Here is a 24258-nt window from a genome sequence, read left to right on the forward strand (position 1 = left end):
ACCTTGTTTCTGGCCATGATTTAACCCTCCAGAACAGAACCATTTAAGTGTAGTCCTGAAGGGCTGAATCATGGTGGTAATCAGGTCTAAAATAACTGTCACGGTTATAACCAAATTCAAAAACCTAAGTAACCATAATAAAAATAGGGAATATAAATTCCCTATTTCTTACATCACGATAATTCGAAGTACCGTAGAATTTTGTCCAGATCGGCCTGATTCTGAAAACTGATCACCAGTTTTCCTTTTTCTTTACCGGAGGAGACAAACTTTGCCGGTATCCCCAAGCGTTCGCTCACCCGGCTTTCCCAACTGGCCAGCAAGGGTGGCGGTTCAACGGCGGGTCGTTCCTCCCGGGGGGCGAGCAAACGCTGCACCATTTTCTCGGTATCTCGTACCGTCATCCCCTTCTGCGCGACCTGACGTGCCAACTCGGTTTGCAGAGCACCTTCCAGACCCAGCAATGCTCGAGCGTGCCCCATATCCAGATCGCCATGCTCCACTAGCCGTTTGACATCATCATTCAGCTGATTGAGCCGTAACAGATTGGATACCGCACTACGGGATTTGCCCACCGCCTCCGCCACTTCCTGATGGGTAAGTTCAAACTCCTGCATCAGGCGTAACAAAGCGGCCGCCTCTTCAATGGCGTTCAGATCTTCCCGCTGAATATTCTCGATCAGTGCAATTGCGACGGCGGCGTTATCCGCCACATTCTTGATGATGCAGGGGACTGTTTCTAGACGAACCAGCTGGCAAGCTCGCCAGCGACGCTCGCCGGCGATAATTTCGAAGCTTTGCTCTTCCAGTTGACGCACCACAATCGGCTGGATCACGCCTTGCGCCCGGATCGAGTTAGCCAACTCCTCCAGTGCCTCCTGGGACATATCCTTGCGCGGCTGATACTTACCCGGCCGCAACCATGACAGCGGGAGCCGGCGTAACTCGCCTTGCAATTCGTCACTGCGGGAACGCGCCTCATCCGATTTGATGTCGTCCAGGATCTGCTTCTGGCGCGCGGCTGTGCTCGTACCCAACAGAGCTTCCAGCCCCTTACCCAAACCACGTTTCTTCGGTGTCATGTTCATTCTCTGGCTCAGGCTGATTCGAGGCTGGCTTGTTCTTCCCGGCGCAACATCTCGCCGGCCAATGCCAGATAGGCCTTGGCTCCAACTGACGTTTTATCGTAATACATGGCGGGAGTACCGAAGCTCGGCGCCTCAGCCAAGCGGACATTGCGCGGGATGACGGTGCGGTACACCTTATCGCCAAAGTGCTGTTTTAGCTGATCGGACACATCATTCGACAGGCGATTTCGATGATCGAACATGGTGCGCAATATGCCCTCAATCTTGAGATTGGGGTTCACCACAGCCACCAGTTTACTGATAGTGTCCACCAGCGCCGTTAAGCCTTCCAACGCGAAATACTCGCACTGCATCGGCACCAGCACCGAATCGGCGGCCGACATAGCGTTCACCGTCAGCAGATTCAGTGACGGCGGGCAATCGATGAAGATGTAATCGTACTGATCGCGAACCGCATTCAAGGCATTGCGGAGGCGAATTTCACGAGCAAAAAACTCCAGAAGGCGAATTTCAGCGGCGGTCACATCGGAGTTGGCGGCGATCAGGTGATACCCACCCGCCGTTTCGGCGATCAGCACTTCTTTGGCCGGCAATTCATCGACCAGTAATTCATAGGCGGTGCGTTCGACCTGGTATTTATCAATACCGCTGGCCATAGTGGCATTGCCCTGAGGATCCAGATCGACCACCAGAACCTTGCGTCTCGTTGCAGCCATTGAGGCTGCGAGGTTTACGCATGTGGTGGTCTTACCGACCCCACCTTTCTGGTTCGCAATGGCGATAATTTTACCCACTGAGCTCCCCTGCTAACGCTATTGTTTTTTAAGAATGATGAGATGACGTTCGCCATCCAGTTCTGGAACGGCTAGAGGGTGCGCCCCCACCACCACAAAACCGGTTGGAAGCTGTTCCAGCTCCTCCGTCGGATAAAGACCCTTCAAAGCCAGAAAACAGCCGTGAGCGGCTGGTAAATGACCACACCAGCTCAACATATCATTCAAGGAGGCGAACGCACGACTCAATACACCGTCAAAGCCACTGTCATCATGGAAGTCCTCCACGCGTGACTGCACTGGGGTGACATTTTTCAAGCCCAGTTCAAGAATAACCTGACGGATGAAACGAATACGCTTGCCCAGACTATCCAGCAACACGAACTGTTTGTCCGGATTGATGATGGCCAGGGGCAGCCCTGGTAAGCCGGGACCGGTGCCGACATCGATAAAACGCGAGCCTTGTAACCAGGGGCTAACCACCACGCTATCCATGATGTGTTTGACCAGCATGGCTTCAGGATCACGCACTGACGTCAGATTGTAAGCCTTGTTCCACTTGTGCAGCAACCCGACCAGGGCCAGCAGTTGCTGTTTCTGCTGATCGGACAGCGCAAGGTTGGTCTGCGCCAGTAACTGATTTAAACGTTGTTCCAGCATCCGAACCTCAGGCGCTCTTGCGCAGTAACCCGCGCTTTTTCAGGTGAACCAGCAAGATAGAAATTGCCGCCGGAGTGATCCCAGAGATCCGGCTGGCTTGGCCAATCGTTTCTGGTTTGGCGTCATTGAGCTTGATCTTTACCTCGTTGGAAAGACCGGAAACATCGGCATAATCCAGATCCGCTGGCAATAAGGCGTTCTCGTTACGCAGCTGTTTGTCGATCTCGTCCTGCTGGCGATCGATGTAGCCCGCATATTTCACCTGGATCTCCACCTGCTCAGCGGCCTGATCGTTCGGGATCCTCGGCCCTAACTCCGGGATCGACATCAGGGCATCGTAGGTCACCTCGGGGCGGCGTAATAGCTCTTCCAGGCTGTGTTCACGCGCCAGAGGCGCATTCATGATGGCATTGATCCCGGCTGCAGCAGGCGATAGTTGATTCACCCAGGTGCTGCGTAAACGCTGCTGTTCCTGGGCCATCAGCTCGATTTTGTCGTTGAAGAAGCTCCAGCGTTCATCGTCGACCAAGCCGAGTTCGCGGCCAATGGCTGTCAACCGTAGATCGGCATTGTCTTCCCGCAGCAACAAGCGGTATTCGGCACGACTGGTGAACATCCGGTAGGGCTCTTTGGTCCCCAGAGTGGAAAGATCATCCATCATCACCCCGATGTAAGCCTGATCACGCCGGGGAGACCATGGATCCTTCTCCTGAGCCCGCAATGCGGCATTGATCCCGGCCAATAAGCCTTGTGCTGCGGCCTCTTCGTAACCGGTGGTGCCGTTGATCTGGCCAGCAAAAAACAGGTTCTGCAGGTGTTTATTTTCCATATTCGATTTCAGATCCCGAGGATCGAAGTAATCGTATTCAATGGCATAACCAGGCCGCACGATATGAGCATGTTCAAAACCGACCATGGAGCGAATGATCTGCACCTGGACGTCAAATGGCAAGCTGGTCGAGACACCATTCGGGTAGAGCTCGTGGGAGCTGAGGCTCTCCGGCTCGATAAAAATCTGGTGCGCATTCTTGTCGGCAAAGCGCATGACCTTGTCTTCAATCGATGGGCAGTAGCGAGGGCCTATCCCCTCGATGACCCCGGCATACATGGGGCTGCGGTGTAGGTTCTGGCGAATAACCTCGTGGGTCTGTTCATTGGTGTGGGTAATAAAACAGGGCACCTGACGAGGATGCTGCTCAGCCTTGCCCAGAAACGAGAAAACCGGAACCGGTGTATCACCCGGTTGCTGTTGCAAGAGTGAGAAATTGACTGATCGGCCATCGATTCGTGGTGGTGTTCCAGTTTTCAGGCGGCCGATCCGTAACGGTAACTCACGTAAGCGCTGGGCTAAGGAGATCGATGCAGGATCCCCAGCTCTGCCACCGCGGTAATTTTCCATGCCGATGTGGATCAAGCCGTTGAGGAATGTTCCAGCCGTCAGTACCACGGTTTTGCTCAAAATGCGGATCCCGGCCTGAGTGACCACACCACAGACCCTTTCACCTTCCAGGATCAGATCGTCACAGGATTGCTGGAACAGCGTCAGATTCGGGTAATTCTCCAGTCGTGACCGGATCACTTGTTTGTATAGCAGTCGATCCGCCTGGGCTCGTGTTGCGCGAACGGCCGGGCCTTTGGAAGAGTTCAGGGTACGAAACTGGATCCCGGCATGATCGATCGCTTGGGCCATGATACCGCCTAACGCATCAACTTCTTTGACCAGATGCCCTTTGCCTATGCCACCGATCGCTGGATTACAGGACATATGACCCAAGGTATCGATGTTATGGGTCAGCAGCATGGTTTTCATTCCCATACGTGCGGCAGCGGTAGCAGCTTCGGTACCCGCATGGCCACCACCAACGACGATCACGTCGAACTGCTCATGATATTGCATAGGATCACCTCGAAAACGAACATCTGGATCAATAGCCAAAAGGCGGATCATTCTATCTGGTTCGGCGTCTCAGTAAAATGACGTCTTGGTTATATCCTGGCGCGAGGATCTTGATTAATAGGATCTTGAGATCTTTAGATCTATCTCTTATTGGATCTACTATTAGGATCCAACGATCTTGTTGATAAGCCATTTTTGATCAAGAGGATCATGATCTTATCGACGATCCAATCCTGTGATCTATCGTCGATCAACCGACCGTGAGCCTTGTGACAAGATCGGATCTTATGCACAAACCCAATTGGGTCTAGATCTTATACATGGGATAACTAACGGTTAATAAGAGGTTTTCACTGCTGTTATACACATAACTTTTTTATTTTATCGAAATCTGTGGATTAATGTAGTGAAAAGGCCTTATTGCACGTACATATTGTGGATAACAAAAAAGGGCCTGTTGGCCCTCTTCGTATCAGAAATAGTTTTTGCGGTGCTCATCTGGCTGTGAGTAGCGGGATCCACCAGGATAGCCAGCTGTCAGCGGCATCTTCCGGTATATCATGCTGCGTCACATCGATATCACAGCGCTCCCCGAGAGGCATGGCCCGACAAGCATCCAGTAGTTGTTCCATGCGTTTGCCCCCCTCACAGAAGGTGTCGTAGTTGCTGTCGCCGAGACCGATCACGGCAAAGTGGTAGCGACTCAGGTCTGGTCTGTGCAATGCCAGCTCGTCGGCAAATGGCTTGAGATTATCCGGAATATCCCCCGCGCCATGGGTTGAGGTGACGACCAGCAGTATGTCTCCCGGTTGCCCGTTCAGGGCCGCCAGGGTTGCCGGATTGTGGTTGACCGTCTGATGCCCGGCGGCATGCAGTTTCTCGGCAACATGTTCTGCCACATATTCAGCGGCACCCAGGGTGGATCCAACGAGCAGGTGGATCATGGCCATATAAAGCGCTCCTTCACAAATGAGAGAAGCAGTGTAACAGGGGATGCAGAAAGTAAAAAAGGAGCCGCGATGGGCTCCTTTTCATAGTCAAGCGGGGACGAACTAGACGCGGCGCTTGAATTCACCGGTACGGGTATCGATTTCGATCTTGTCACCGATCTTGACGAAGTCAGCAACAGAGATGGTGAAGTCGGTGCCTACCAGCTTGGCTGGCTTGGTAACCTTGCCAGAGGTGTCGCCACGAACGGCTGGCTCAGTGTATTCGACTTCACGAACTACAGCGATCGGCAGTTCAACGGAGATGGCCTTGCCGTTGTAGAAGGTCACTTCACAGACATCTTCCATGCCGTCAACCATATAGTTCAGGGTGTCACCGAGGTTTTCTTTCTCGATGTCATACTGGTTGTATTCGGTATCCATGAAGACATACATAGGATCGGCGAAGTAAGAGTAGGTGCACTCTTTGCGTTCCAGTTGTACGACTTCCAGCTTGTCATCAGCCTTGAACACAGTTTCGGTACCAGCGCCGGAGAGCAGGTTCTTAAGCTTCATTTTGACTACGGCAGAATTACGACCGGATTTGTTGAATTCGGTTTTCAGTACGACCATAGGGTCGTTACCGAACATGATGACGTTACCTGCGCGGATTTCCTGGGCGGTTTTCATTGGATCGTTTCCTGTATTGAACAGTGATTTTGTAAAAAACGCGTTATTTTAGCCGTTTTTCACTGAATTGCACCAGTCGGCTGGCTAAATCTCCTCCAGCCAAGGCCTGTTGTGGCCAGCTTTGTGCGTGAGCTTGCAGTTCGGTTGCGTGCTGCTCCAGCGTTTGCCAGGCGCTCACAGCGGCATTTCCTTGGCCTTTGTCATAGGCGACACTAAGAGAAATCAATGCGTTATAGCAGTCTGCCGACAAATTCTGGCCATATAGCCGTAAAAAGGCAGTCAGTTTTTCCAGATGGGCTTCATCGGCCTGGGGATAAATATGCCACAGGAAGGGGCGGGCCGCCCATTGGGCTCTCAGGAAGGAATCTTCGCCCCGCACCCAGTTGACATCACAACTCCAGAGCAGACGATCGTATCCCGCCTGATCGGTCATCGGCAGGATCAGGATCGCCAGGGATCCTTGTTGCCGGTAATAACCGGGAGTAATTGCTTCAAGGGGTTGATCCAACCAAGAGGCGACTGAATTCAAGATCCGCCCCTGCGGGATCAGGCAGCAGATCGGTTTATTGCTATCCCGCCAATGGGTAAGCAGAGCCGGTAGCGCTGCACTTTCATAGGTAAACAGGCTGATATACTGCGTCTGTTCCTCTTGGGGTGGAAGTCCAAAACTGGCAAACAGCTGATGTCGAGATTGAGGATCCCTCTGCCATTGCTGACGTTGATCCGCGAGTGAATGCTCACAAATCACGCCACCGCTGCGCTGGGTGAACCCGGGAAAGTAGAAATACTTCTGCAGGCCATTTAACTGGAGCGAGGGCAGACCATGACATTCGTCGATCCAGGATTCGGCACTCAGATATTCCAGATTCAGCCACAACGGGGCTGGTTGACATTGGGCCATGCGCTGTTTCGCTAACTCTGGTAGTTCGCAGGCAAATGCCTCGATGACCCGATCGCCGGGTTGCCACGATGCTGAAAAATCGGCATCCCAATGGGCGATATCGACCCCCTGACACTGCTGACGAGCCTGATCGAGTCGCAATTGTGGACAGATCCGGGCAAAACTGGCCAGATCATCGACCCATAAGCAGACTCGCTGGCCAAACTCGTCGACCAGTTGCCGGGCTAGACGCCAGGTCACTCCGATGTCGCCATAGTTATCGACCACGTTACAAAAAATGTCCCATCGTTTGGGATTGGCTGACATGTTTGGCTCCATTTCGGGTCTCTGGGATGGCGCTGGTTATACAAGATCCCGATTCGGCTGACCAGCATCTGATGGATATAGGGATGCCTGTTTTATCGGCTATAATGGCTCGCCCATCGGGCTATCGATTGCCATCACGAGTTTTCTATTATGCAAGCCAATATCATGTTATTAGCTGCCGCCGCGATTTGGGGTTTCGGCTTTGTTGCTCAGCGTCTGGGAATGAATTTTCTCGAACCTTTTGCGTTTAACGGGGTTCGGTTTTTACTGGGTAGCTGTTCTTTGCTGCCGTTGATCTGGTGGTTTTCGCGTCGCCGCACGTCACAGCTTTATGGTGAGAGCTCACTTCCGCTGGCGGGTGTGCTCGCCGGGGCTGTGCTGTTCATCGCGGCAAGCTTGCAGCAGGTCGGTTTGCTGTATACGACGGCGGCCAAGGCTGGATTTATCACCGGCCTGTATCTGATCCTGGTGCCTATTTTCGGATTGCTGCTGAAGCACACCACGGGTATCACGACCTGGCTGGGGGCCATCTTGGCCGTCATCGGTCTCTATCTGCTCAGTATTAACGATGACTTCAGCATGTCATTTGGCGATATGCTGCAATTCATTGGTGCTCTGTTCTGGGCCATCCATATTCTGTTGATCGATCACTTCAGTGGTCGCGTGAGCCCTCTCAAGCTTTCGGCAGTCCAATTTATGGTCTGCGGTCTCTTGAGTCTGGGTGTCTCCTTGCTGATTGAAACTCCGACCCTGCCAGCCATATTGGCAGGCTGGCAGCCGATTCTCTATGCCGGCCTGGTGAGTGTTGGCGTGGCTTATACGTTGCAAGTGGTGGGACAAAAGAGTGCCAATCCGGCCCATGCTGCCATTATACTGAGCCTGGAATCGGTGTTTGCCGTGCTCGGTGGCGTCTGGTTGCTAGACGAGACGCTGACACTGCGGGCCTGGTTCGGGTGTGGTCTGATGTTGGCGGGGATGTTGCTTTCGCAAGTCCGTTGGCCGGACAGGAATAAGCAGGAACCTGAGTTGCTTCCTTCATAGGGAATTTCAGGTGTCTAATTTCATCATCAAGGGATAGAACGATGCGTCTGAGTACCATAGTGCAACCTCTGCTGGGATTGGCGCTGCTGATCGCCATCATTCTGGCCGTGCTGGCCATCATGGCCCCCTTTCTGGCCGCCATCATCTGGGCGGTCATTCTGGTCTCAGCGACCTGGGGGCCATTTCAGTGGCTCTCCCTGCGACTGGGGGGGCGCGATACCCTGGCGGCAACCCTGATTGTGTCGGCGCTATTGCTGTTCGTGCTGGTGCCTCTGCTGGTTGCATCGGTTGATTTTGCCCAGCAACTGACCCATCTGGCGCGCACCATTCCCGAGCAGGTGCAGGCGGGACTTCCCGAATTGCCGAACTGGATCTCGGGACTGCCGCTGATCGGCGAGTGGGCTGCCGAGCAGTGGCTGGCCCTGCAAAATCAGGATTATCAGATCCTGGCTCAGCTCAAGGGCATGGTGGGGCCTGCGGCCAAGATCATGTTGAGCATGGCGGGCGCACTCGGCGGCGGATTGCTGATGTTGCTGCTGAGTATTGTCATTGCCGGGGTGCTGTATGCCGAGGGTGAGACCCTGCACCGCTGGGTTATAGCGTTTAGCCACAAGGTGGCAGGACCTGCGGGCGAAAATCTACTGCGGATCAGCAATAGCACGATCCGCGGTGTGGTCTATGGTTTCATCGGCGCCGCTGTGGCACAAGGTGCTCTGGCCTGGTTTGGGCTAGCCATTGCGGGTGTGCCGAATGCCCTGAGCCTGGGTCTGTTGGTTTGCCTGGTCTCAGTGATTCCTGGTGGCCCGCCCTTGATTGGCTTTATTGCCGCCTATTGGTTGTTCAAGCAGGGCGAGATGGTCTGGGCCGGTTTCCTAGTGGCCTGGTTTATGTTTGTTGTCGGCACGATTGATAATGTGGTCAAGTCGTTGGTCATTGGCCGGAACAGTCCGCTTCCCTTGTCCTTGATCCTGTTCGGGGTCATTGGCGGGGCCATTGCCTTCGGCATGCTTGGGGTATTCCTCGGGCCAACACTCTTGTCGTTGTTCTATACCTTGCTGCGTAACTGGGTGAATAAACCTGAGGTGCTGTCTGGTGCGGATGCCGAGGCGAAGAGCGTGAGTATCGAGGGTCCGAGCTGCTAATCCATGGCATGAGATCGATAGAAACGGCCCTGAATGGGCCGTTTTTCTTTAATGAAAATCCACTGCGCGGTTAACTCTGGGTTGGGGTCAGTGTCAATGTGACGCGACGATTCTGGGCCTTACCCTCAGCGGTGCTGTTGCTGGCTACCGGTTGATCCGGGCCGACGCCACTCATATTCAGGCGACTGCCATCCACGCCCATGGTGATCAGTGCGGTGCCGACGCTCTCGGCGCGCTGCTGTGACAAGCGCATATTGAGATCGCGGCTACCGCTGCTATCGGTATGACCCAGCACATTGATATGGGTGTTTTCATACTCTTTAAGCACCATGGCCACACCCTGCAGGGTCGTGGCGCCTGCAGGTTTCAACTGACTGGCATTGCTATCGAAGGTCACGTTATTCGGCATATTCAGGATGATCTGATCACCACTGCGGGTAACTGATACGCCGGTTCCTTTCATCTTCTGCCGTAGTTTGGCTTCCTGGACATCCATGTAGTAGCCGATACCGCCGCCTAGTGCGGCGCCGGATGCCGCGCCGATTAAGGCTCCTTTGCCGCGATCTTTTTTCGACGAAGAGAGCACGCCGACCAGAGCTCCGGCGGCGGCCCCCATGGCGCCGCCTTTGACGGCATTGGAGGTCTGTTCTTCACCGCTGTAAGGGTTGATGGTGGTGCAGGCGCTGCCACCGATAGCGATACAAAGCGCGGTGAGCAAAATGGTTGGTTGCTTCATCAAAACTACCTGTGTGTGATAAAAATCACGCCATATATACCGAAAAATGACTGTTCAGGAAATTGAAACTGATGCGGTTGTTGGACTTGTGAGCAGGCGATAGATAACGGATCATGGTGGCCTTGCTTATCTGGCTGCTTGATTCCAGTGAGCCGATCGTTAGCGAACAAGGATGCATAGACGTGACCGATGCTCTCTCCCCGGCCAAAGCCCGGATCCGTAACTTGCGTTACATCTCACCTATCTGGATGGTTCCTATCACTGCGGCCCTGATCGGTCTGTGGCTGGTATACGTATCCTTCTCCAATCAGGGACCGCTGGTGGTTCTCACCATGAGCAACGCGGAGGGCATTGTCGCGGGTAAGACCATGATCAAGGCGCGCAGCGTCGAGGTTGGCATGGTGCAGACGGTGAAACTCAGTGAGGATTTGACCCATGTCATCATCACGGCTCGTATGGCGGTCGATACCGAAGAGTTGTTGCGGCAGGATAGCCAGTGGTGGGTGGTGAAGCCACGTATTGAACGCCAGGGGATCTCTGGCTTGGGGACTCTGCTCTCAGGGTCCTATATCGAGCTGCTGCCCGGCAAGAGCAATAAATACCGGGAAAAATTTGTAGTCCAGGATACGGCGCCGGTGGCCCAACCCGATGAGAAAGGATTGCGGATCCGTTTGACCAGCGAGCAGAGTCGGGGCCTGAATATCGGGGATCCGGTCATGTATCGCGGATTTACCGTAGGGCGGGTGGAGCAGAGTCACTTTTCGACCGGCAGTCGGCAGATGGAATATCAACTGTTCATCACCGCACCCTATGATGGCCTGGTCACCAGTAATGTCCGTTTCTGGATGAATGGCGGCGTGCGATTCGAGGCCTCGGCCGAAGGCATGAAATTCGAAACCGGCTCGCTGGAAAACCTGATCAAGGGCGGGGTCAGCTTCGATGTGCCGAAGGGTTGGGGGCTTGGCAAGTCAGCGGCCAGTGGTCAGCAATTCACCCTGTATGCCGACGAAAGCAGCAGTCGCAATCGCTACTATGAGCGCTATCTGGATTATGTGCTGCTGTTCAATGACTCGGTGCGTGGCTTGAGCAGTGGTGCGCCGGTTGAATACCGTGGGATCCGCATCGGCACCGTGATGGAAGTACCATTTCAACTCGGCGATGTGGAGTTGCTGGGGCGCAATTCTGGCCTGATCCCGGTGCTGATCCGCATCGAACAGGATCGCTTTGATGAAGAGGGTGGCGATCGGGCTTTGAGTCAGCTGTCGCGAGATATCGAGCAGCAGATCCGCAAGGGTTTGCGGGCGACCTTGAAGACGGGAAGCCTGCTGACTGGTGCCCTGTATGTTGATTTCAATTCCGTTCCCGATAGTCCGGCCTCGGCGGGGTATGGCCGTTTCGGCTCGTATCACACTATACCGACAGTGGCCGGAGGTCTGGCTCGGATGGAGCAGCAGGCCAACCGTCTGCTGACCAAGTTTAACGAACTGCCACTCGAGCAGACCCTGAGCAACCTGGATGCCATGCTCAAGGAGAGCAAACAGAGCTTTGCCGCCATGCGGGAACTCAGCAGTAATATGAACAAGTTGGCGGCGCAGCCCGGTGCCCAGCAGTTACCTGCCGAGCTGACCAAGGCGATGCAGGAATTGCAGAAGACGCTACGTTCGTTCTCCAGTGATTCGCCTGTGTATGGCGATCTGAATCGCTCGGTGGAATCGCTGAATAGTCTGTTGCGGGAATTGAAGCCTGCGGCCCGTAAGGTTAATGAAAAACCCAATTCGCTGATTTTCAATCAGATCCCGGCGGATGATCCTGTACCAAGGAGTGCCAATTGATTCGTCTTCTGTGTTGTTCTCTCGGGTTATGGTTGCTGACGGCTTGCTCAAGCACGGTTGCTCCTGCCTATTACGTGCTGAGCCTGCCTGGCGATCAGGCCCCATCCCGACAAGTGACGACCGGTCCTATGCTGGTTGTCGATCGGGTGCAGTTGCCGGAATATCTGAATGATTTGGGTATCGCCTTTCAACAGGATGACGTCCAAATCGTGACCGCCAACCAGGCGCGCTGGGCCGAGGCGTTGGACAAACAGCTGACTCGCAGTCTGGTGCAGAGCCTATCCCGGCAGTTGCAGCAGGTTCAGGTGCTGGAGGGTGAGAGAGCTAATGCCAATAGCTGGCATCTGGCGGTGAATATGACCGCCTTTCAGGGGCGTTTCGACGGTCAGGCCATAGTCGCTGGCCGCTGGATTTTACGGCGTGATGAGCTGATTTACAGCCAATCCTTCCAAAGACAGATACCGCTGGGCGAGGATGGTTACCCGGCTCTGGTGCGGGCCTTGCGCGAGGGCTGGCAAACCGAAGTAAAGCAGTTGGCGCAGGAGCTTCAACCTACTCTCACCGCGAAGTAATCAGCACATGGGCCTACGGGCCCATGTTGCTTTTCCGAGTACCACCCGGTTCCTGATGTAGACCTTCTATGCTCTGCCTTGTGCCCGCCGCAACCAGCGTTGCAGACGATCGGCCCGCAACGTCAACGCCAGACCTCCAGCCAGTAAGCCCCAGAACGCCGAGCCAATGCCAAAGCCAGTGACGCCCGACGCGGTGACCAGAAAAGTGATGATGGCGGCTTCCCGATCCAGATCGGGTTGCAGTGCTTGATGCAAGCTGTGGCCCAGGGTCCCCAGCAGAGCCAAACCGGCGATGGCCATGATGAGCGCCTGGGGTAGGGCGGCAAATAGGCTAGCCACGGTCGCGCCGAGTAATCCGGTCAGCAGATATAAAAAACCGGCACAACAGGCGGCCAGATAGCGGCGCTCGGGCTGTGGATCGGCCTCCTTGCTCATACACAACGCGGCTGTGATGGCGGCTAGATTCAGTGCGTAGCAGCCAAAGGGAGCCAGCAAGGCACCGGTCAGGCCGGTCCAGCCCACCAGTGGGGATACGGGTGGGTGATAATCGTGGGCTCGCAGCACCGCGACTCCGGGCAGATTTTGCGAACTCATGGTGACCAGAAATAGCGGCAGAGCTATGCCCAACAGACTGTGTAGCGAGAACTGGGGCGTGGTCCAGACCAGCTGTACTGCGGTCGGCTCAATACTATTCAGATGCAGCAGATCCAGTTGCCAGGCGACGACCATACCGAACAGCAAGGTGAGCGCCAACGTATAGCGCGGCATCAGGGGTTTGAGACACAAGAAGCTCATGCCCATGATGCCTACCAGCAGAGGCTGGAGCTGGAAAGCATGAAACAAGTCGAGGCCAAATCGCAGTAGCACGCCAGCCAGCATGGCATTGGCCAGATGCAAGGGCAGTCGATGCATGATGCGGGCAAATAGGCCGCTGAAGCCACAGATCAGCAGCAGCAGTGAGGAGCAAAGAAAAGCCCCGATCGCCTCGGCCATGGGTACGCCCGCTAGACTGGATATCAGTAGTGCGGCACCCGGTGTCGACCAGGCGGTGAGGATCGGGATCCGGTAATAGAGTGACAGTCCCAGTGTGGTCACTCCCATACCGAGCCCCAACACGGTCAGCCAGGAGCCGAGTTGTGCCGCCGTGGCACCGGCACTGGCAGCGGCCTGGAAGATGATCACCGCCGAACTGGTGTAGCCAACCAGCACGGCAATCAGACCACTGCTCAGATGGTGTGGGCGCAGCAAACGCAGGGACGACTGCAGGGATGCAAGAAGGGACATGGGCTGACTCCTGTCGATGCCGGTGGGAACTGCTGGTGTGGGTTGTGCGTTATAGCGCACAATGGCATGCTAGCAGTGTGCGCTATAACGTACAAGGTGCAGTATTGGGGAGTGGACATGGAGCAGATCAATCAACAAGTCGGGCTGGCACTCAAGCAGCTACGCCAACAACGTGGTTGGAGTCTGGATCAGGCGGCACAGGCCTGTGGTGTGAGTAAAGCCATGCTCGGCCAGATCGAACGGGGCGAATCCAGTCCGACGGTGGTGACGCTGTGGAGGATTGCTGGCGGTTTCCACGTACCCTTTTCCTACTTTATGGCCGATCTATCCTCCCCGGCTGCGGCATTGCCCGGGTTCTATCGCGGTCCGCAGCCGGAACAATCCCGGGTCATGGCCGAGGGGATCCGGGTTACCACTCTGCTACCGTTCGAACCGGCGCTGGGTTACGAGTTATTGCGGGTGGAGTTGCCGGTGGGCTGTGAATATCACTCGGTACCTCATGAAGAGGGATCAATAGAGCTGGTGATCCTGCTCAGTGGCCAGATGGCCGTGTGGCTGCAGGAGGCCTGGCAGCCTCTGGCGTGCGGCGATGTGTTGCGCTTTCGTGCCGATCAAGCTCACGGCTATCGAAATTTGGGAGATCAGCCAGCCTGTTTTCACGATCTGATCCACTATGCCCCGATTCCCGCATCAGCTCGTGAGAGTAGCCTGGAATAGACAGTAACGGGTTCCTGTTTTCGTGATAATCGATGTCCTTTTTTGTACGGCTATCTGACTGTTACTGCTCTGCCTCAGGGGTGAACCTTGGCATAACATCCTCTGTATACCAACGAATAATGGAGATGCCCCATGAAATGCGCCCTGCTTGTTATTGATATTCAGAAGTCCTTCAAAGCCCGTCCATTCTGGAGTGATCTGGATGTCGCCAGTTGGCAGCAGGCACAGCAACAGTTAATCGATGGTTGTGTGGCGCGAGGCATTCCGGTGGTGCAGGTGTTTCACCAGACTACAGATGATGGTCCGTTCGATCCGCGTCAGGGGCTGGTGACCACGTTGGACGAGATTGATATTTCCCCGGATCTGGTGATCCACAAGCACAGACACAGTGCTTTGGCGGGTACTCCGCTGCTGGATTGGTTGATCGGTCAGAATATTCAACAATTACTGATATCCGGGCTGCGTACCGAGCAATGCTGTGAAACCACGGCTCGCCACGGTTCGGATCTTGGTTTTAGTATCGATTTTTTCAGTGATGCAACCTTGACCTTTGCCATGACTCATCCACACAGTGGTATTTCATATACTGCCGCGCAGATCAAGGAGCGGACCGAGCTGGTGCTGGCCTGGCGTTTTGCCCGTATCCGTTCGGTCCCCGAATTTTTGGCGGATAAGCCGGAGGCGTGTTGATGCGTGTTGTCGATTGGGGATGGGCTCTGCTGGTAGTCCTGGTCTGGGGCGTGAATTTCGTCGTCATCCATGTCGGCTTGGTGGACGTCCCCCCTCTGCTGCTTGGTGCGCTGCGCTTTTTGCTGGTGGCCTTGCCCGCCGTATTCTTTGTGCCTCGTCCGCGCATCCCGTTACGCTGGTTGTTGGCCTATGGTTTGACCATCAGTTTTGGCCAGTTTGCGCTGCTCTTTAGTGCCATGCGAGTGGGGATGCCGGCCGGTGTGGCCTCCCTGGTTCTGCAATCCCAGATGATTTTCACCCTACTCTTCGGTGCTGTGTTGTTGGGGGAGCGTTGGCAGCGACATCAACCGGCTGCGCTGGGATTGGCCGGGATCGGATTACTGGTGCTGGCCACGCAACAGCAGGCTGGTGGCATGACGTTGCTGGGGTTTGTGCTGACGCTGGGGGCCGCAGCCTGCTGGGGGCTGGGCAATATTGTCACTCGCCGGATCAGCCAATCTGGCCCCGTCGATCTGCTCGGGCTGGTGGTCTGGGGGGCTCTGGTGCCGCCGTTGCCGTTTCTGGCCGCTTCGCTCTGGTTGGAGGGGCCGAGCCGGGTAGTCGGCAGCCTGCAGCATCTTTCGACCTCGAGTGTATTGGCGATTGGCTATCTGGCACTGATCGCCACCATAGTCGGTTATGTGATTTGGGGGCGACTACTGCAACGTTATCCGGTCGCCGAGGTGGCGCCGCTAACGCTTCTGGTCCCGGTAGTTGGCTTGCTCGCTGCTCGAGTGCTGCTGGATGAGCGCTTGCAAGGGGTACAATGGTGCGGGATAGCACTGGTACTGGCGGGCCTGCTGGTTAATCTGTTCTGGCCGCGCTGGCGCTTGTGGGTGCACCGCCATGGCTGATTCCGCTCGGTTGAGCCCTGTCTATATCCTGCTGCCGCCCGATCTCTTGCTGCTGGATGCCACCGGGCCTGCCGAAGTGTTCTACTTCGCCAATCGTTATCAACAACAACGGCGCTTCGAATTGCACTTTGTGGCGGCGCAAAGCCCGGTGACCAGCGCCATTGGTTTACCACTGCTGGCCTCGACGCTGCCGGAGACCTTGCCGCCGGACTCGCTGCTGCTGATCCCGGGCATCGCCGGTCATGAGCCGGATTGGCAAAATCCAGCCATGCAGCAACTTTTAGCTTGGCTCAGCCGGATTGGTCAACAGCCGGAGCTGCTGGTGACTATCTGTGCCGGCAGTCTGATCGCCGCGAAAGCCGGATTATTGGCCGGACATAGCTGTACCACCCATCATAGTCACAGTGGCCAACTGGCGGAGTTATCCCCTTCGTCACGGGTGCTGGAGAACCGTTTGTTTGTGCAGGATGGGAGGCTTTGGAGTAGTGCGGGTGTCACTTCAGGCATCGATCTGGCCTTAAGCCTGCTCGAGCGATTGACCTCGGCGCAGTGTGCCGCCCAGGTCGCGCGAAATATGGTGGTGTTTGTGCGGCGCAATGGTGCTGAAAGCCAGTTTTCGCCCTGGCTGGCCTGGCGCAATCACCTGCATCCAGCGGTGCATCGGGTACAGGATGCCATCAGTCAGGAGCCCGAACTGGGATGGACCCTGGATCAATTGGCGGCGATTGCCTGTGTCACTGCGCGCCATCTGACCCGAGTTTTTCGCGAGCAGACTGGCATTACCCTGACGCACTATCAGAATGAGCTGCGCCTGGCGCTGGCCAGTTCGCTGCTACAGCAGCAGGGGATGACGTTGGATCAGGTTGCCGAGCGGGTGGGGCTGGGGGATGCCCATCAGTTGCGGCGGGTCTGGCATCGACACAGAACGGGCACCCCGGGCGAATGGCGGCAGCAAACTCGGCCACTGCAGAACGGCGAAGGGATAGCGGATTAGTCTGCCGCTATCCCTTCGCAAGCTAGCGTGAGTCTTGGGTCAGTTGTTGGATCCGTACCCGATTGCGACCTGCCAAAATGGCCTGGCCTAATGCTTCCCCTGCGGCGTGCAGTACCAGCTCCAGATCCAGGCGCTCCTTGAGCAGTTGGATGCCGACCACGCCGATGGAGGCCGTTAACGACAGGCTGCGCGACTCCAGATCCACCACATCGTCCAGTGAATGCACCAGCTTGTCACCCACACCAAACAGCTCTTCACTCTCGACGCCGGGCAGCAGCACCAATAACCGACCCTGATGCCACAGCCCGAGTAGATCGCCTAGGCGCAGGTTGCGTTGTAGTCGGCTGGCGGCAGCCAGTTGTAATTCTTCAATCTGCTGAGGAGTTAGCGTCTGTGTGGCAAGGGGATCCAGCTCCACCAGCGCCAAGGCATAGGCTCGGCCTTCCAACCGGCAGCGGGTATAACTGCAGTGCAGCAGATCAGCGATTTCGGCGGGATCCAGCAGCTTGCCGCCCCCCTGCTGGTTGGCTAGCGAGATGGAATTCATTTGTTTGCGCAGCGCTTGGGGTTGGCTGGCCAGTAGAAAGCGCAGCCGCATTTCGACTTCCAATAAATTGACCAGATCGACCAGCGCCAGTCGTTGTCGGATATCCAGGCTACGAGGCTCGCGCGCAGCCACGGCTACCATGCCCATGGCATGTCCCTCGGGGCTGTGCAGAGGATACGCCGCCAGCCATCCCAGTTCATGTTCGCTGCACCACAGATGGCTGCGAAGCTGGGGATCGCAGTCCGCCGAGCTGCATTCGAACAGGCCCTCACCGGCAATCACTCGTTGCGCAATGGAAGGTGGAAAGCCAGCCGGAATATCCAGCCCTTCCAGTAATTGATCCTGATCTTCGCTCAACAGGCTGATCCAGGCGCATTCGGCATCACTGAGCAGTTGCAGCAGACGCAGAATGCGGCGGTAATCATCCTGACTGAGACTGGCCATCTGTAGCGCTCGACGCTGGGCATCCAGGCGGATGTGCAGCAAATGCGAGTCATGTGTGGATTGGTGTGTCATAGAAATCTCCCGTGCCATGCCTCTTATAGCGTAGAACAGAGTTTTCCAAGGGCGTGAAATTCGGCATGCCGCGACAGCCGGATTGCGATCCCACCAACATTCGTTGGTCGATGACCGTAATCCGGCTTAGCCCTACTTCAGAGTCAGATTGCCGAGAGAGTATGAGTGTCGCGGAGGGAACAACCTTATTTGCCGATGCAGAACGAGCTGAAAATCCGGCCTAACAGATCATCGGAGCTGAAGGCGCCGGTAATTTCGCTCAGATATTCTTGCACCAGTCGGAGCTCCTCAGCTACCAGCTCGCCTGCGGCGTAAACCTCCAGCTGAACCTTGGCCAATTGCAGGTGTTCCTCGGCCTGGGCAATGGCCTCCAGATGGCGGCGGCGGGCCATGAAGCCACCTTCCACATTGCTCTGATAGCCCATGCACTGTTTGAGGTGTTCACGGAGCGCCTCGAGGCCGAGGTTATTCTTGGCCGAGATACGAAAAACCGGGTGGCCCTGCTCTTCGGTGGTGGTTAGCATCTCGCCGGTCAGATCCGCTTTGTTACGGATCACGGTCAGCCCGAGTTGCGGTGGTAAGCGGTCGATAAAGTCGGGCCAGATTTCGTGGGGATCAACGGCGGATGTGGTGGTGCCATCGACCATAAACAGCACCCGATCCGCCTGGATAATCTCGGCCCAGGCGCGCTCGATACCAATTTTTTCGACGGCGTCTTCGGTCTCGCGCAGACCGGCGGTGTCGATGATATGCAACGGCATACCATCGATATGGATATGTTCACGCAGCACATCCCGGGTGGTACCGGCGATTTCGGTGACGATGGCCGATTCGCGGCCTGCCAGGGCGTTGAGCAGGCTGGATTTACCGGCATTGGGGCGCCCGGCAATCACCACCTTCATCCCCTCGCGCAGTATGGCTCCCTGTTTCGCCTCGTTCTGTACGGCGGCCAGATCGTCAATGATGGCATAGAGATCGCGCGCCACCTTGCCATCGGAGAGGAAATCGATCTCCTCCTCGGGAAAGTCGATGGCCGCCTCGACATAGATGCGCAATCGCGTCACATCCTCGACCAGTGCGGTAATGCGCCGGGAGAATTCCCCTTGCAGCGAGTGCAGGGCTGAACGGGCGGCCTGCTCGCTGGTGGCTTCAATCAGATCGGCGATGGCTTCGGCTTGTGCCAAGTCCAGCTTGTCGTTCAAGAAGGCGCGCTCGGAGAACTCCCCCGGACGGGCGGTTCTGACACCGGGAAGCTGTAGGATCCGTCGCAGCAGCATGTCCATCACGACCGGGCCACCATGGCCTTGCAACTCCAGCACATCTTCGCCAGTGAAGCTGTTGGGGGCCTTGAACAACAGGGCTATGCCCTGATCCAGCACCCGGCCATGGTCATCCAGAAACGGCAGGTATTCCGCATAACGAACACGGGGCAGTTTACCGAGTACGGCGGTCGCCACTGTGTCACACAGTGGTCCGGAAACCCGTAGTATGCCTACGCCACCGCGGCCAGGAGGGGTGGCTTGCGCCACAATAGTGTCAGTGTTGAACATGAGGCTGTGCTTCTCGTACTCGGGGATTGGGCTCATTGTAATAAAAAAGGCGACCCGTAGGTCGCCTTATTCTTTATCTGAAGGTCGGAACTTATTTCTTCTCGCGACTGTGCAGACCCTTCTTCTCCAGCTGACGGTAAATCATGGTCTGCTGGATGATGGTGACAATGTTGGAAACCAACCAGTACAGAGTCAGACCGGACGGGAACCAGAGGAACATGAAGGTGAAGATGATCGGCATGAACTGCATCACCTTCTGCTGCATCGGGTCGGTGACCGTGGTCGGGCTCATCTTCTGGATCCACCACATGGTGGCGCCCATCAGCAGCGGCAGCACATAGTAGGGGTCCTTGACCGACAAGTCAGTCAGCCACAGGGCAAACGGTGCATGACGCAGTTCGACGGACTCCATCAGCGTCCAGTACAGGGCGATGAAGATCGGCATCTGGATCAGGATCGGGAAGCAGCCACCGAGCGGGTTGACCTTCTCCTGCTTGTACAGCTCCATCATCGCCTGGGACATCTTCTGGCGATCGTCACCGAAGCGCTCACGCAGTGCCGTCAGCTTGGGCTGCAGCATGCGCATCTTGGCCATCGAGGTGTACTGCGCCTTGGTCAGCGGGTACATACCGCCGCGCACAATCAGGGTGATCAGGATAATGGCCACGCCCCAGTTGCTAACCAGACCATGCAGGAACTGCAGCAGTTGGAACAGCGGTTGGGCGATGAACCAGAGATAGCCGTAGTCAACCGTCAGATCGAGGTGCTTGGCGACGGTTGCCATTTCATCTTGCAGTTTCGGGCCGATCCACAGGGTGGAGCCCAAGGTGACAGCTGCGCCCGGTGCAACATTGGTGACTGGTTCTTTCAGACCAATGATCGCTTCCTGGCCATTGGCCACTACACGACTATAGAGCTGATTTTGACCGGCGGTATCGCCAGTCCAGGCCGTCACAAAATAGTGCTGCAGCATACCAACCCAGCCACCTGTGGTGCTGGTGTTCAGGCTGGTTTCCTTCATGTTGTCGAAGGTTTCTTTCTGATAGCGGATATCAGTGGTCGAGTAGGCGGCACCCCGGTAGGCGCTGGCCATCAGAGCATGGCTCTGCTGATCTTCAGGGGCGGCAATGGTCTGTTTCAGTTGACCATAGAATTGCAACTCCAGCGGCTTGGTGCTGCTGTTGGTTACCTGGTAGTCCACACCAATGGTGTATTTGCCACGGGTCAGCACGAATTCCTTGGTGAAGGTCACGCCTTCCGGACTAGTCCAAGTCAGAGGAACAACCAGTTTGTCCTGGCCTTCAACCAGTTTGTATTCGGTTTGTGCGCTGGTGTAGCTGGGGCGACCTTCAGGACGGCTGTCCGGACCATCACGGCCAATCAGGCCACTTTGAGCGACATACAGACGACCCGGCTTATCCATCAGCAGCGGGAATGGGTCGTTGGAGTCTTGCGCCACGGTATGTTGCAGCAACTTGGCGTCCACGATATCACCGCCCTGGGTATCCACCAGCAGTTCCAGTTGATCGGAGCTCAACTTGATCAGTTGACGGGTGCTGGTCTGGGCTTTTTCGCCAGGGACATCGGTTGCGTTCGAGGCTGCAGGCACGGACGAATCGGTTTGAGTCACGGCCACGGTCTGCGGCTTGGGCGCCTTATCGGCATTCCACTGTTGCCACAGCAGGAAGCTGACAACCAGCAATCCAATGACAAGTAGGTTACGTTGAGATTCCATAGTTAGTTTCTTCGCTTCTTCGGCTTGGGTTGCGGGACCGGGTCATAGCCCCCTGCGTGTAAGGGGTGACATTTTAATAGACGTTTGATGCCTAACCAAATGCCTTTTATGAGACCGTGCAGGCAGATTGCTTCAATGGTGTAGTGCGAACAGCTGGGATGGAAGCGACAACGCGGTCCCAACAGCGGGCTGATGAACCACTGATAGAGTCGTATGAGTTTAATGGCTAGCCATTGCAACGGCGTGACAGGGTGCGCCATAACTTATCCAGCAGGTGGCTAATTTCGGCATTGCTCAATTGGCCGATACCGGCTTTGGCAATCACGACAATATCGATGGCAGGCAGTTCATGCTGCTTGTGACGGAAACTTTCCCGAGTCAAACGCTTGATGCGATTTCGCCAGACCGCTCGTTTCAACGCTTTTTTGGGCACAGTAAGGCCCAGGCGCGGATGGCCGAGAGTGTTAGCTTTAGCAAGAAGTGTCAGATGAGGAGAGGCAGCCCGTACAGGCTCATTGAAGACATTTTTGAAATGTTCGGGAGTTAACAGACGTAACTCCCGAGGGAAGGTGTGATTAGCCATTCACAGTGGTCAGGCGTGCACGACCCTTGGCGCGACGGCGAGCCAGAACCAGACGGCCATTCTTGGTGGCCATACGGCTGCGGAAACCGTGGTTACGAGCGCGCTTCAGTACTGAAGGATTGAAAGTACGTTTCATAGCATTATCCGTTGATTTAACTATACAGTTTGGATAGTCCCACACATGGACGTAGTCGATGCTGAGTAGGGCGACCCCATAAAAAGAGGCCGAATTCTAAACAGATTCGAGGGTTGCGTCAATCTGCGGGGGCGGGGAGTTCATCCTTATCTGCCCGAACAGAGCAGGCAAGAACCCCATCCCCAAGGATCCTCCCGGATCGGGGTGACGCATTATACCCAGTCGCGGTGCAGAGACAAGCCAAGGATCGCAGGATCCGGCTCTCTTTTCCGTTGCTGCTAGCGATAGGATCCATGCCAGCGTGCCGAGTGTCTGCGTGGCATAGCAAGTTGGCGTGGTAACCGCCAGTCACACCAAGATCTGCAGCCTGCACCGAGGTGCAGGATCCGGTTGATGGTGCTTGATTCTTCACCCTAAAGCGTCGAATCAATGATTTGTACGGCATTAGGATTCCAAAGAGACTCTTTAGTTCAGGAAGTGGTGCTATTTCTTGCTTTTGTGGATTAAATCTGTTGATAAGTTGTGGGTAATGTTCATGAACCCCGCCTCTTTATTCACACGAGATCTAAAAGTCAAGCCGCAAATTTGGCAAGATCCTGTTGCTCGATCTAGCGATCCGGAGGCCAAAAACGTAGAATATCGGATCTTCGTTCGTCCTATTTTATTTGGAGTGTACTGTGACAGCTTCGCTATGGCAGCAATGCCTGAACCGGCTGCAAGATGAGTTGCCTTCGGGAGAATTCAGCATGTGGATCCGGCCGTTACAAGCGGAGTTGAGCGACAGGATGCTCACTCTCTATGCCCCGAATCGCTTTATTCTGGATTGGGTGCGCGACAAGTATCTGATCCGGATCAACAGCTTGATCTCCGAATTTTGCGGATCCGACGCACCTGTCTTGCGTTTTGATATTGGCAGTCGGAATCATGCGGCTGCTCCCCTTGTGAATAAACCGGTACAGGGTCGCGTCGCGGCTGTGAGTGGTCCGAGCTGGGGGCAGTCCTCCGAGAACAAGCCCGAGATCAATCACAAGAGCAACGTCAACGTGACCTATACCTTCGAGAACTTTGTCGAGGGTAAGTCCAACCAGTTGGCGCGTGCTGCCGCCAGTCAGGTGGCCGACAATCCGGGAACCGCCTACAACCCGCTGTTTTTGTATGGCGGCACTGGTCTGGGTAAGACCCACTTGCTGCATGCGGTTGGCAATGCCATCAAGGAGCGCAATCCGGATGCCAAAGTGGTCTATATGCATTCCGAACGTTTTGTGCAGGACATGGTCAAGGCGCTGCAGACCAATGCCATCGAAGAATTCAAACGCTATTACCGCAGTGTCGATGCGCTGCTGATCGATGATATTCAGTTCTTTGCCAATAAAGAGCGCTCGCAGGAGGAGTTCTTTCATACCTTCAACGCGCTGCTGGAAGGCAATCAGCAGATCATTCTGACCTCGGATCGTTATCCCAAAGAGATCGATGGCGTCGAGGATCGACTGAAGTCGCGCTTTGGCTGGGGCCTGACGGTGGCAATCGAGCCGCCGGAGCTGGAAACCCGGGTGGCGATCCTGATGCGCAAGGCGGAAGAGAGCAAGATCCATCTGCCGGATGAAGTGGCCTTCTTTATTGCCAAACGTCTACGTTCAAACGTTCGTGAGCTGGAAGGGGCCCTGAATCGGGTCATCGCCAATGCCAACTTTACCGGACGAGCCATTAACATCGATTTCGTGCGCGAAGCACTGCGTGATTTGTTGGCGTTGCAAGAGAAGCTGGTAACCATCGACAATATCCAGAAGACAGTGGCCGAGTATTACAAAATCAAGGTGGCTGATCTGCTCTCCAAGCGCCGCTCCCGTTCGGTGGCACGGCCACGGCAATTGGCCATGGCGTTGGCCAAAGAGTTGACCAACCATAGCTTGCCGGAGATTGGCGATGCCTTTGGCGGTCGAGACCACACGACTGTATTGCATGCCTGTCGCAAAATCGCCGAGCTGCGGGAAGAGAGTCACGATATCAAAGAAGATTATTCCAACCTGATCCGCACCCTATCATCCTGAG

Annotated in this window: 24 protein-coding genes; 9 read left to right on the forward strand and 15 right to left on the reverse strand. The window is 55.5% G+C overall.

The genetic code is table 11. The features are described 5' to 3' along the window. Positions 1 to 173 precede the first annotated feature (173 nt). From ACYVG7_RS17660 to earP, 7 genes are all read right to left on the reverse strand, one after another. Positions 174 to 1082, reverse strand: coding sequence for a ParB/RepB/Spo0J family partition protein (locus ACYVG7_RS17660; RefSeq protein WP_460884404.1), 909 nt, complete (start codon positions 1080 to 1082; stop codon positions 174 to 176). A gap of 14 nt (positions 1083 to 1096) precedes the next feature. Then, positions 1097 to 1882 (reverse strand): ParA family protein, encoded by a 786-nt coding sequence (locus tag ACYVG7_RS17665; protein ID WP_460884405.1) that lies wholly within the window; start codon positions 1880 to 1882, stop codon positions 1097 to 1099. Positions 1883 to 1900: 18 nt separating this feature from the next. Then, positions 1901 to 2518 carry a 16S rRNA (guanine(527)-N(7))-methyltransferase RsmG gene (gene rsmG, locus ACYVG7_RS17670; protein WP_460884447.1) on the reverse strand — a complete coding sequence of 206 codons (618 nt, stop codon included), beginning with the start codon at positions 2516 to 2518 and terminating at the stop codon, positions 1901 to 1903. 10 nt (positions 2519 to 2528) lie between these two features. Then, a complete protein-coding gene (gene mnmG / locus ACYVG7_RS17675) occupies positions 2529 to 4418 on the reverse strand; it encodes a tRNA uridine-5-carboxymethylaminomethyl(34) synthesis enzyme MnmG (RefSeq protein ID WP_460884406.1) in 1890 nt (629 codons plus the stop codon). 494 nt (positions 4419 to 4912) lie between these two features. Beyond that, the gene (gene mioC, locus ACYVG7_RS17680) at positions 4913 to 5368 is read right to left on the reverse strand and encodes an FMN-binding protein MioC (RefSeq protein WP_460884407.1); all 456 of its coding nucleotides are present in this window, start codon (positions 5366 to 5368) and stop codon (positions 4913 to 4915) included. A 102-nt stretch (positions 5369 to 5470) separates the two neighbouring features. After that, positions 5471 to 6034 (reverse strand): elongation factor P, encoded by a 564-nt coding sequence (efp, locus tag ACYVG7_RS17685; RefSeq protein WP_460884408.1) that lies wholly within the window; start codon positions 6032 to 6034, stop codon positions 5471 to 5473. A gap of 43 nt (positions 6035 to 6077) precedes the next feature. Next, a complete protein-coding gene (gene earP, locus ACYVG7_RS17690) occupies positions 6078 to 7241 on the reverse strand; it encodes an elongation factor P maturation arginine rhamnosyltransferase EarP (RefSeq protein ID WP_460884409.1) in 1164 nt (387 codons plus the stop codon). 150 nt (positions 7242 to 7391) lie between these two features. On the opposite strand from earP, the gene ACYVG7_RS17695 reads away from it, so the two are divergent. Both ACYVG7_RS17695 and ACYVG7_RS17700 read left to right on the forward strand, forming a co-directional pair. Beyond that, the gene (locus ACYVG7_RS17695; protein WP_460884410.1) at positions 7392 to 8282 is read left to right on the forward strand and encodes a DMT family transporter; all 891 of its coding nucleotides are present in this window, start codon (positions 7392 to 7394) and stop codon (positions 8280 to 8282) included. 41 nt (positions 8283 to 8323) lie between these two features. Then, complete coding sequence (locus ACYVG7_RS17700; RefSeq protein ID WP_460884411.1) at positions 8324 to 9424, forward strand: AI-2E family transporter; 1101 nt, start codon at positions 8324 to 8326, stop codon at positions 9422 to 9424. A gap of 70 nt (positions 9425 to 9494) precedes the next feature. Here ACYVG7_RS17700 and ACYVG7_RS17705 read toward each other — a convergent pair whose 3' ends face one another. After that, entirely contained in the window at positions 9495 to 10160 is a 666-nt protein-coding gene (locus tag ACYVG7_RS17705) for an OmpA family lipoprotein (RefSeq protein ID WP_460884412.1), read from the reverse strand. 182 nt (positions 10161 to 10342) lie between these two features. On the opposite strand from ACYVG7_RS17705, the gene pqiB reads away from it, so the two are divergent. After that, positions 10343 to 11992: an intermembrane transport protein PqiB gene (gene pqiB, locus ACYVG7_RS17710; RefSeq protein ID WP_460884413.1), complete on the forward strand. Its 1650-nt coding sequence runs from the start codon at positions 10343 to 10345 to the stop codon at positions 11990 to 11992. After that, the gene (locus tag ACYVG7_RS17715) at positions 11989 to 12564 is read left to right on the forward strand and encodes a PqiC family protein (RefSeq protein WP_460884414.1); all 576 of its coding nucleotides are present in this window, start codon (positions 11989 to 11991) and stop codon (positions 12562 to 12564) included. The genes pqiB and ACYVG7_RS17715 overlap by 4 nt, the downstream gene beginning before the upstream one ends. 66 nt (positions 12565 to 12630) lie before the next feature. On the opposite strand, the gene ACYVG7_RS17720 is transcribed toward ACYVG7_RS17715, so the two are convergent. Beyond that, positions 12631 to 13848, reverse strand: a complete 1218-nt coding sequence (locus ACYVG7_RS17720) for a benzoate/H(+) symporter BenE family transporter (RefSeq protein ID WP_460884415.1) — start codon at positions 13846 to 13848, stop codon at positions 12631 to 12633. A gap of 117 nt (positions 13849 to 13965) precedes the next feature. Here ACYVG7_RS17720 and ACYVG7_RS17725 point away from each other — a divergent pair, with 117 nt between their 5' ends. The 4 genes from ACYVG7_RS17725 (at position 13966) to ACYVG7_RS17740 (ending at position 17142) form a co-directional block, all read left to right on the forward strand. Continuing rightward, a complete protein-coding gene (locus ACYVG7_RS17725) occupies positions 13966 to 14565 on the forward strand; it encodes a helix-turn-helix domain-containing protein (protein WP_460884416.1) in 600 nt (199 codons plus the stop codon). Between the two features lie 132 nt (positions 14566 to 14697). After that, on the forward strand, positions 14698 to 15255 hold the full coding sequence (locus ACYVG7_RS17730; RefSeq protein WP_460884417.1) for an isochorismatase family protein: 558 nt from the start codon (positions 14698 to 14700) through the stop codon (positions 15253 to 15255). Continuing rightward, positions 15255 to 16148 (forward strand): EamA family transporter, encoded by an 894-nt coding sequence (locus ACYVG7_RS17735; RefSeq protein ID WP_460884418.1) that lies wholly within the window; start codon positions 15255 to 15257, stop codon positions 16146 to 16148. Before ACYVG7_RS17730 ends, ACYVG7_RS17735 begins: the two co-directional genes overlap by 1 nt. Continuing rightward, complete coding sequence (locus tag ACYVG7_RS17740) at positions 16141 to 17142, forward strand: GlxA family transcriptional regulator (RefSeq protein WP_460884419.1); 1002 nt, start codon at positions 16141 to 16143, stop codon at positions 17140 to 17142. The genes ACYVG7_RS17735 and ACYVG7_RS17740 overlap by 8 nt, the downstream gene beginning before the upstream one ends. Positions 17143 to 17164: 22 nt before the next feature. Here ACYVG7_RS17740 and ACYVG7_RS17745 read toward each other — a convergent pair whose 3' ends face one another. The 6 genes from ACYVG7_RS17745 to rpmH all read right to left on the reverse strand — a co-directional run bounded on the left by ACYVG7_RS17745 (position 17165) and on the right by rpmH (position 22209). Then, entirely contained in the window at positions 17165 to 18205 is a 1041-nt protein-coding gene (locus ACYVG7_RS17745; protein ID WP_460884420.1) for a diguanylate cyclase domain-containing protein, read from the reverse strand. Between the two features lie 185 nt (positions 18206 to 18390). After that, positions 18391 to 19755: a tRNA uridine-5-carboxymethylaminomethyl(34) synthesis GTPase MnmE gene (mnmE, locus tag ACYVG7_RS17750; RefSeq protein ID WP_460884421.1), complete on the reverse strand. Its 1365-nt coding sequence runs from the start codon at positions 19753 to 19755 to the stop codon at positions 18391 to 18393. Positions 19756 to 19846: 91 nt separating this feature from the next. Next, positions 19847 to 21490, reverse strand: a complete 1644-nt coding sequence (gene yidC, locus ACYVG7_RS17755; RefSeq protein ID WP_460884422.1) for a membrane protein insertase YidC — start codon at positions 21488 to 21490, stop codon at positions 19847 to 19849. Between the two features lie 2 nt (positions 21491 to 21492). Next, positions 21493 to 21750, reverse strand: coding sequence for a membrane protein insertion efficiency factor YidD (gene yidD, locus ACYVG7_RS17760; protein ID WP_460884423.1), 258 nt, complete (start codon positions 21748 to 21750; stop codon positions 21493 to 21495). Continuing rightward, positions 21717 to 22073, reverse strand: coding sequence for a ribonuclease P protein component (gene rnpA, locus ACYVG7_RS17765; RefSeq protein WP_460884424.1), 357 nt, complete (start codon positions 22071 to 22073; stop codon positions 21717 to 21719). The genes yidD and rnpA overlap by 34 nt, the downstream gene beginning before the upstream one ends. Further along, positions 22066 to 22209, reverse strand: a complete 144-nt coding sequence (rpmH, locus tag ACYVG7_RS17770; protein ID WP_460884425.1) for a 50S ribosomal protein L34 — start codon at positions 22207 to 22209, stop codon at positions 22066 to 22068. The genes rnpA and rpmH overlap by 8 nt, the downstream gene beginning before the upstream one ends. A 677-nt stretch (positions 22210 to 22886) precedes the next feature. On the opposite strand from rpmH, the gene dnaA reads away from it, so the two are divergent. Then, positions 22887 to 24257: a chromosomal replication initiator protein DnaA gene (dnaA, locus tag ACYVG7_RS17775; protein ID WP_460884426.1), complete on the forward strand. Its 1371-nt coding sequence runs from the start codon at positions 22887 to 22889 to the stop codon at positions 24255 to 24257. Position 24258 lies beyond the last annotated feature (1 nt).

It is taken from the genome of Pseudaeromonas pectinilytica, from assembly GCF_054780855.1.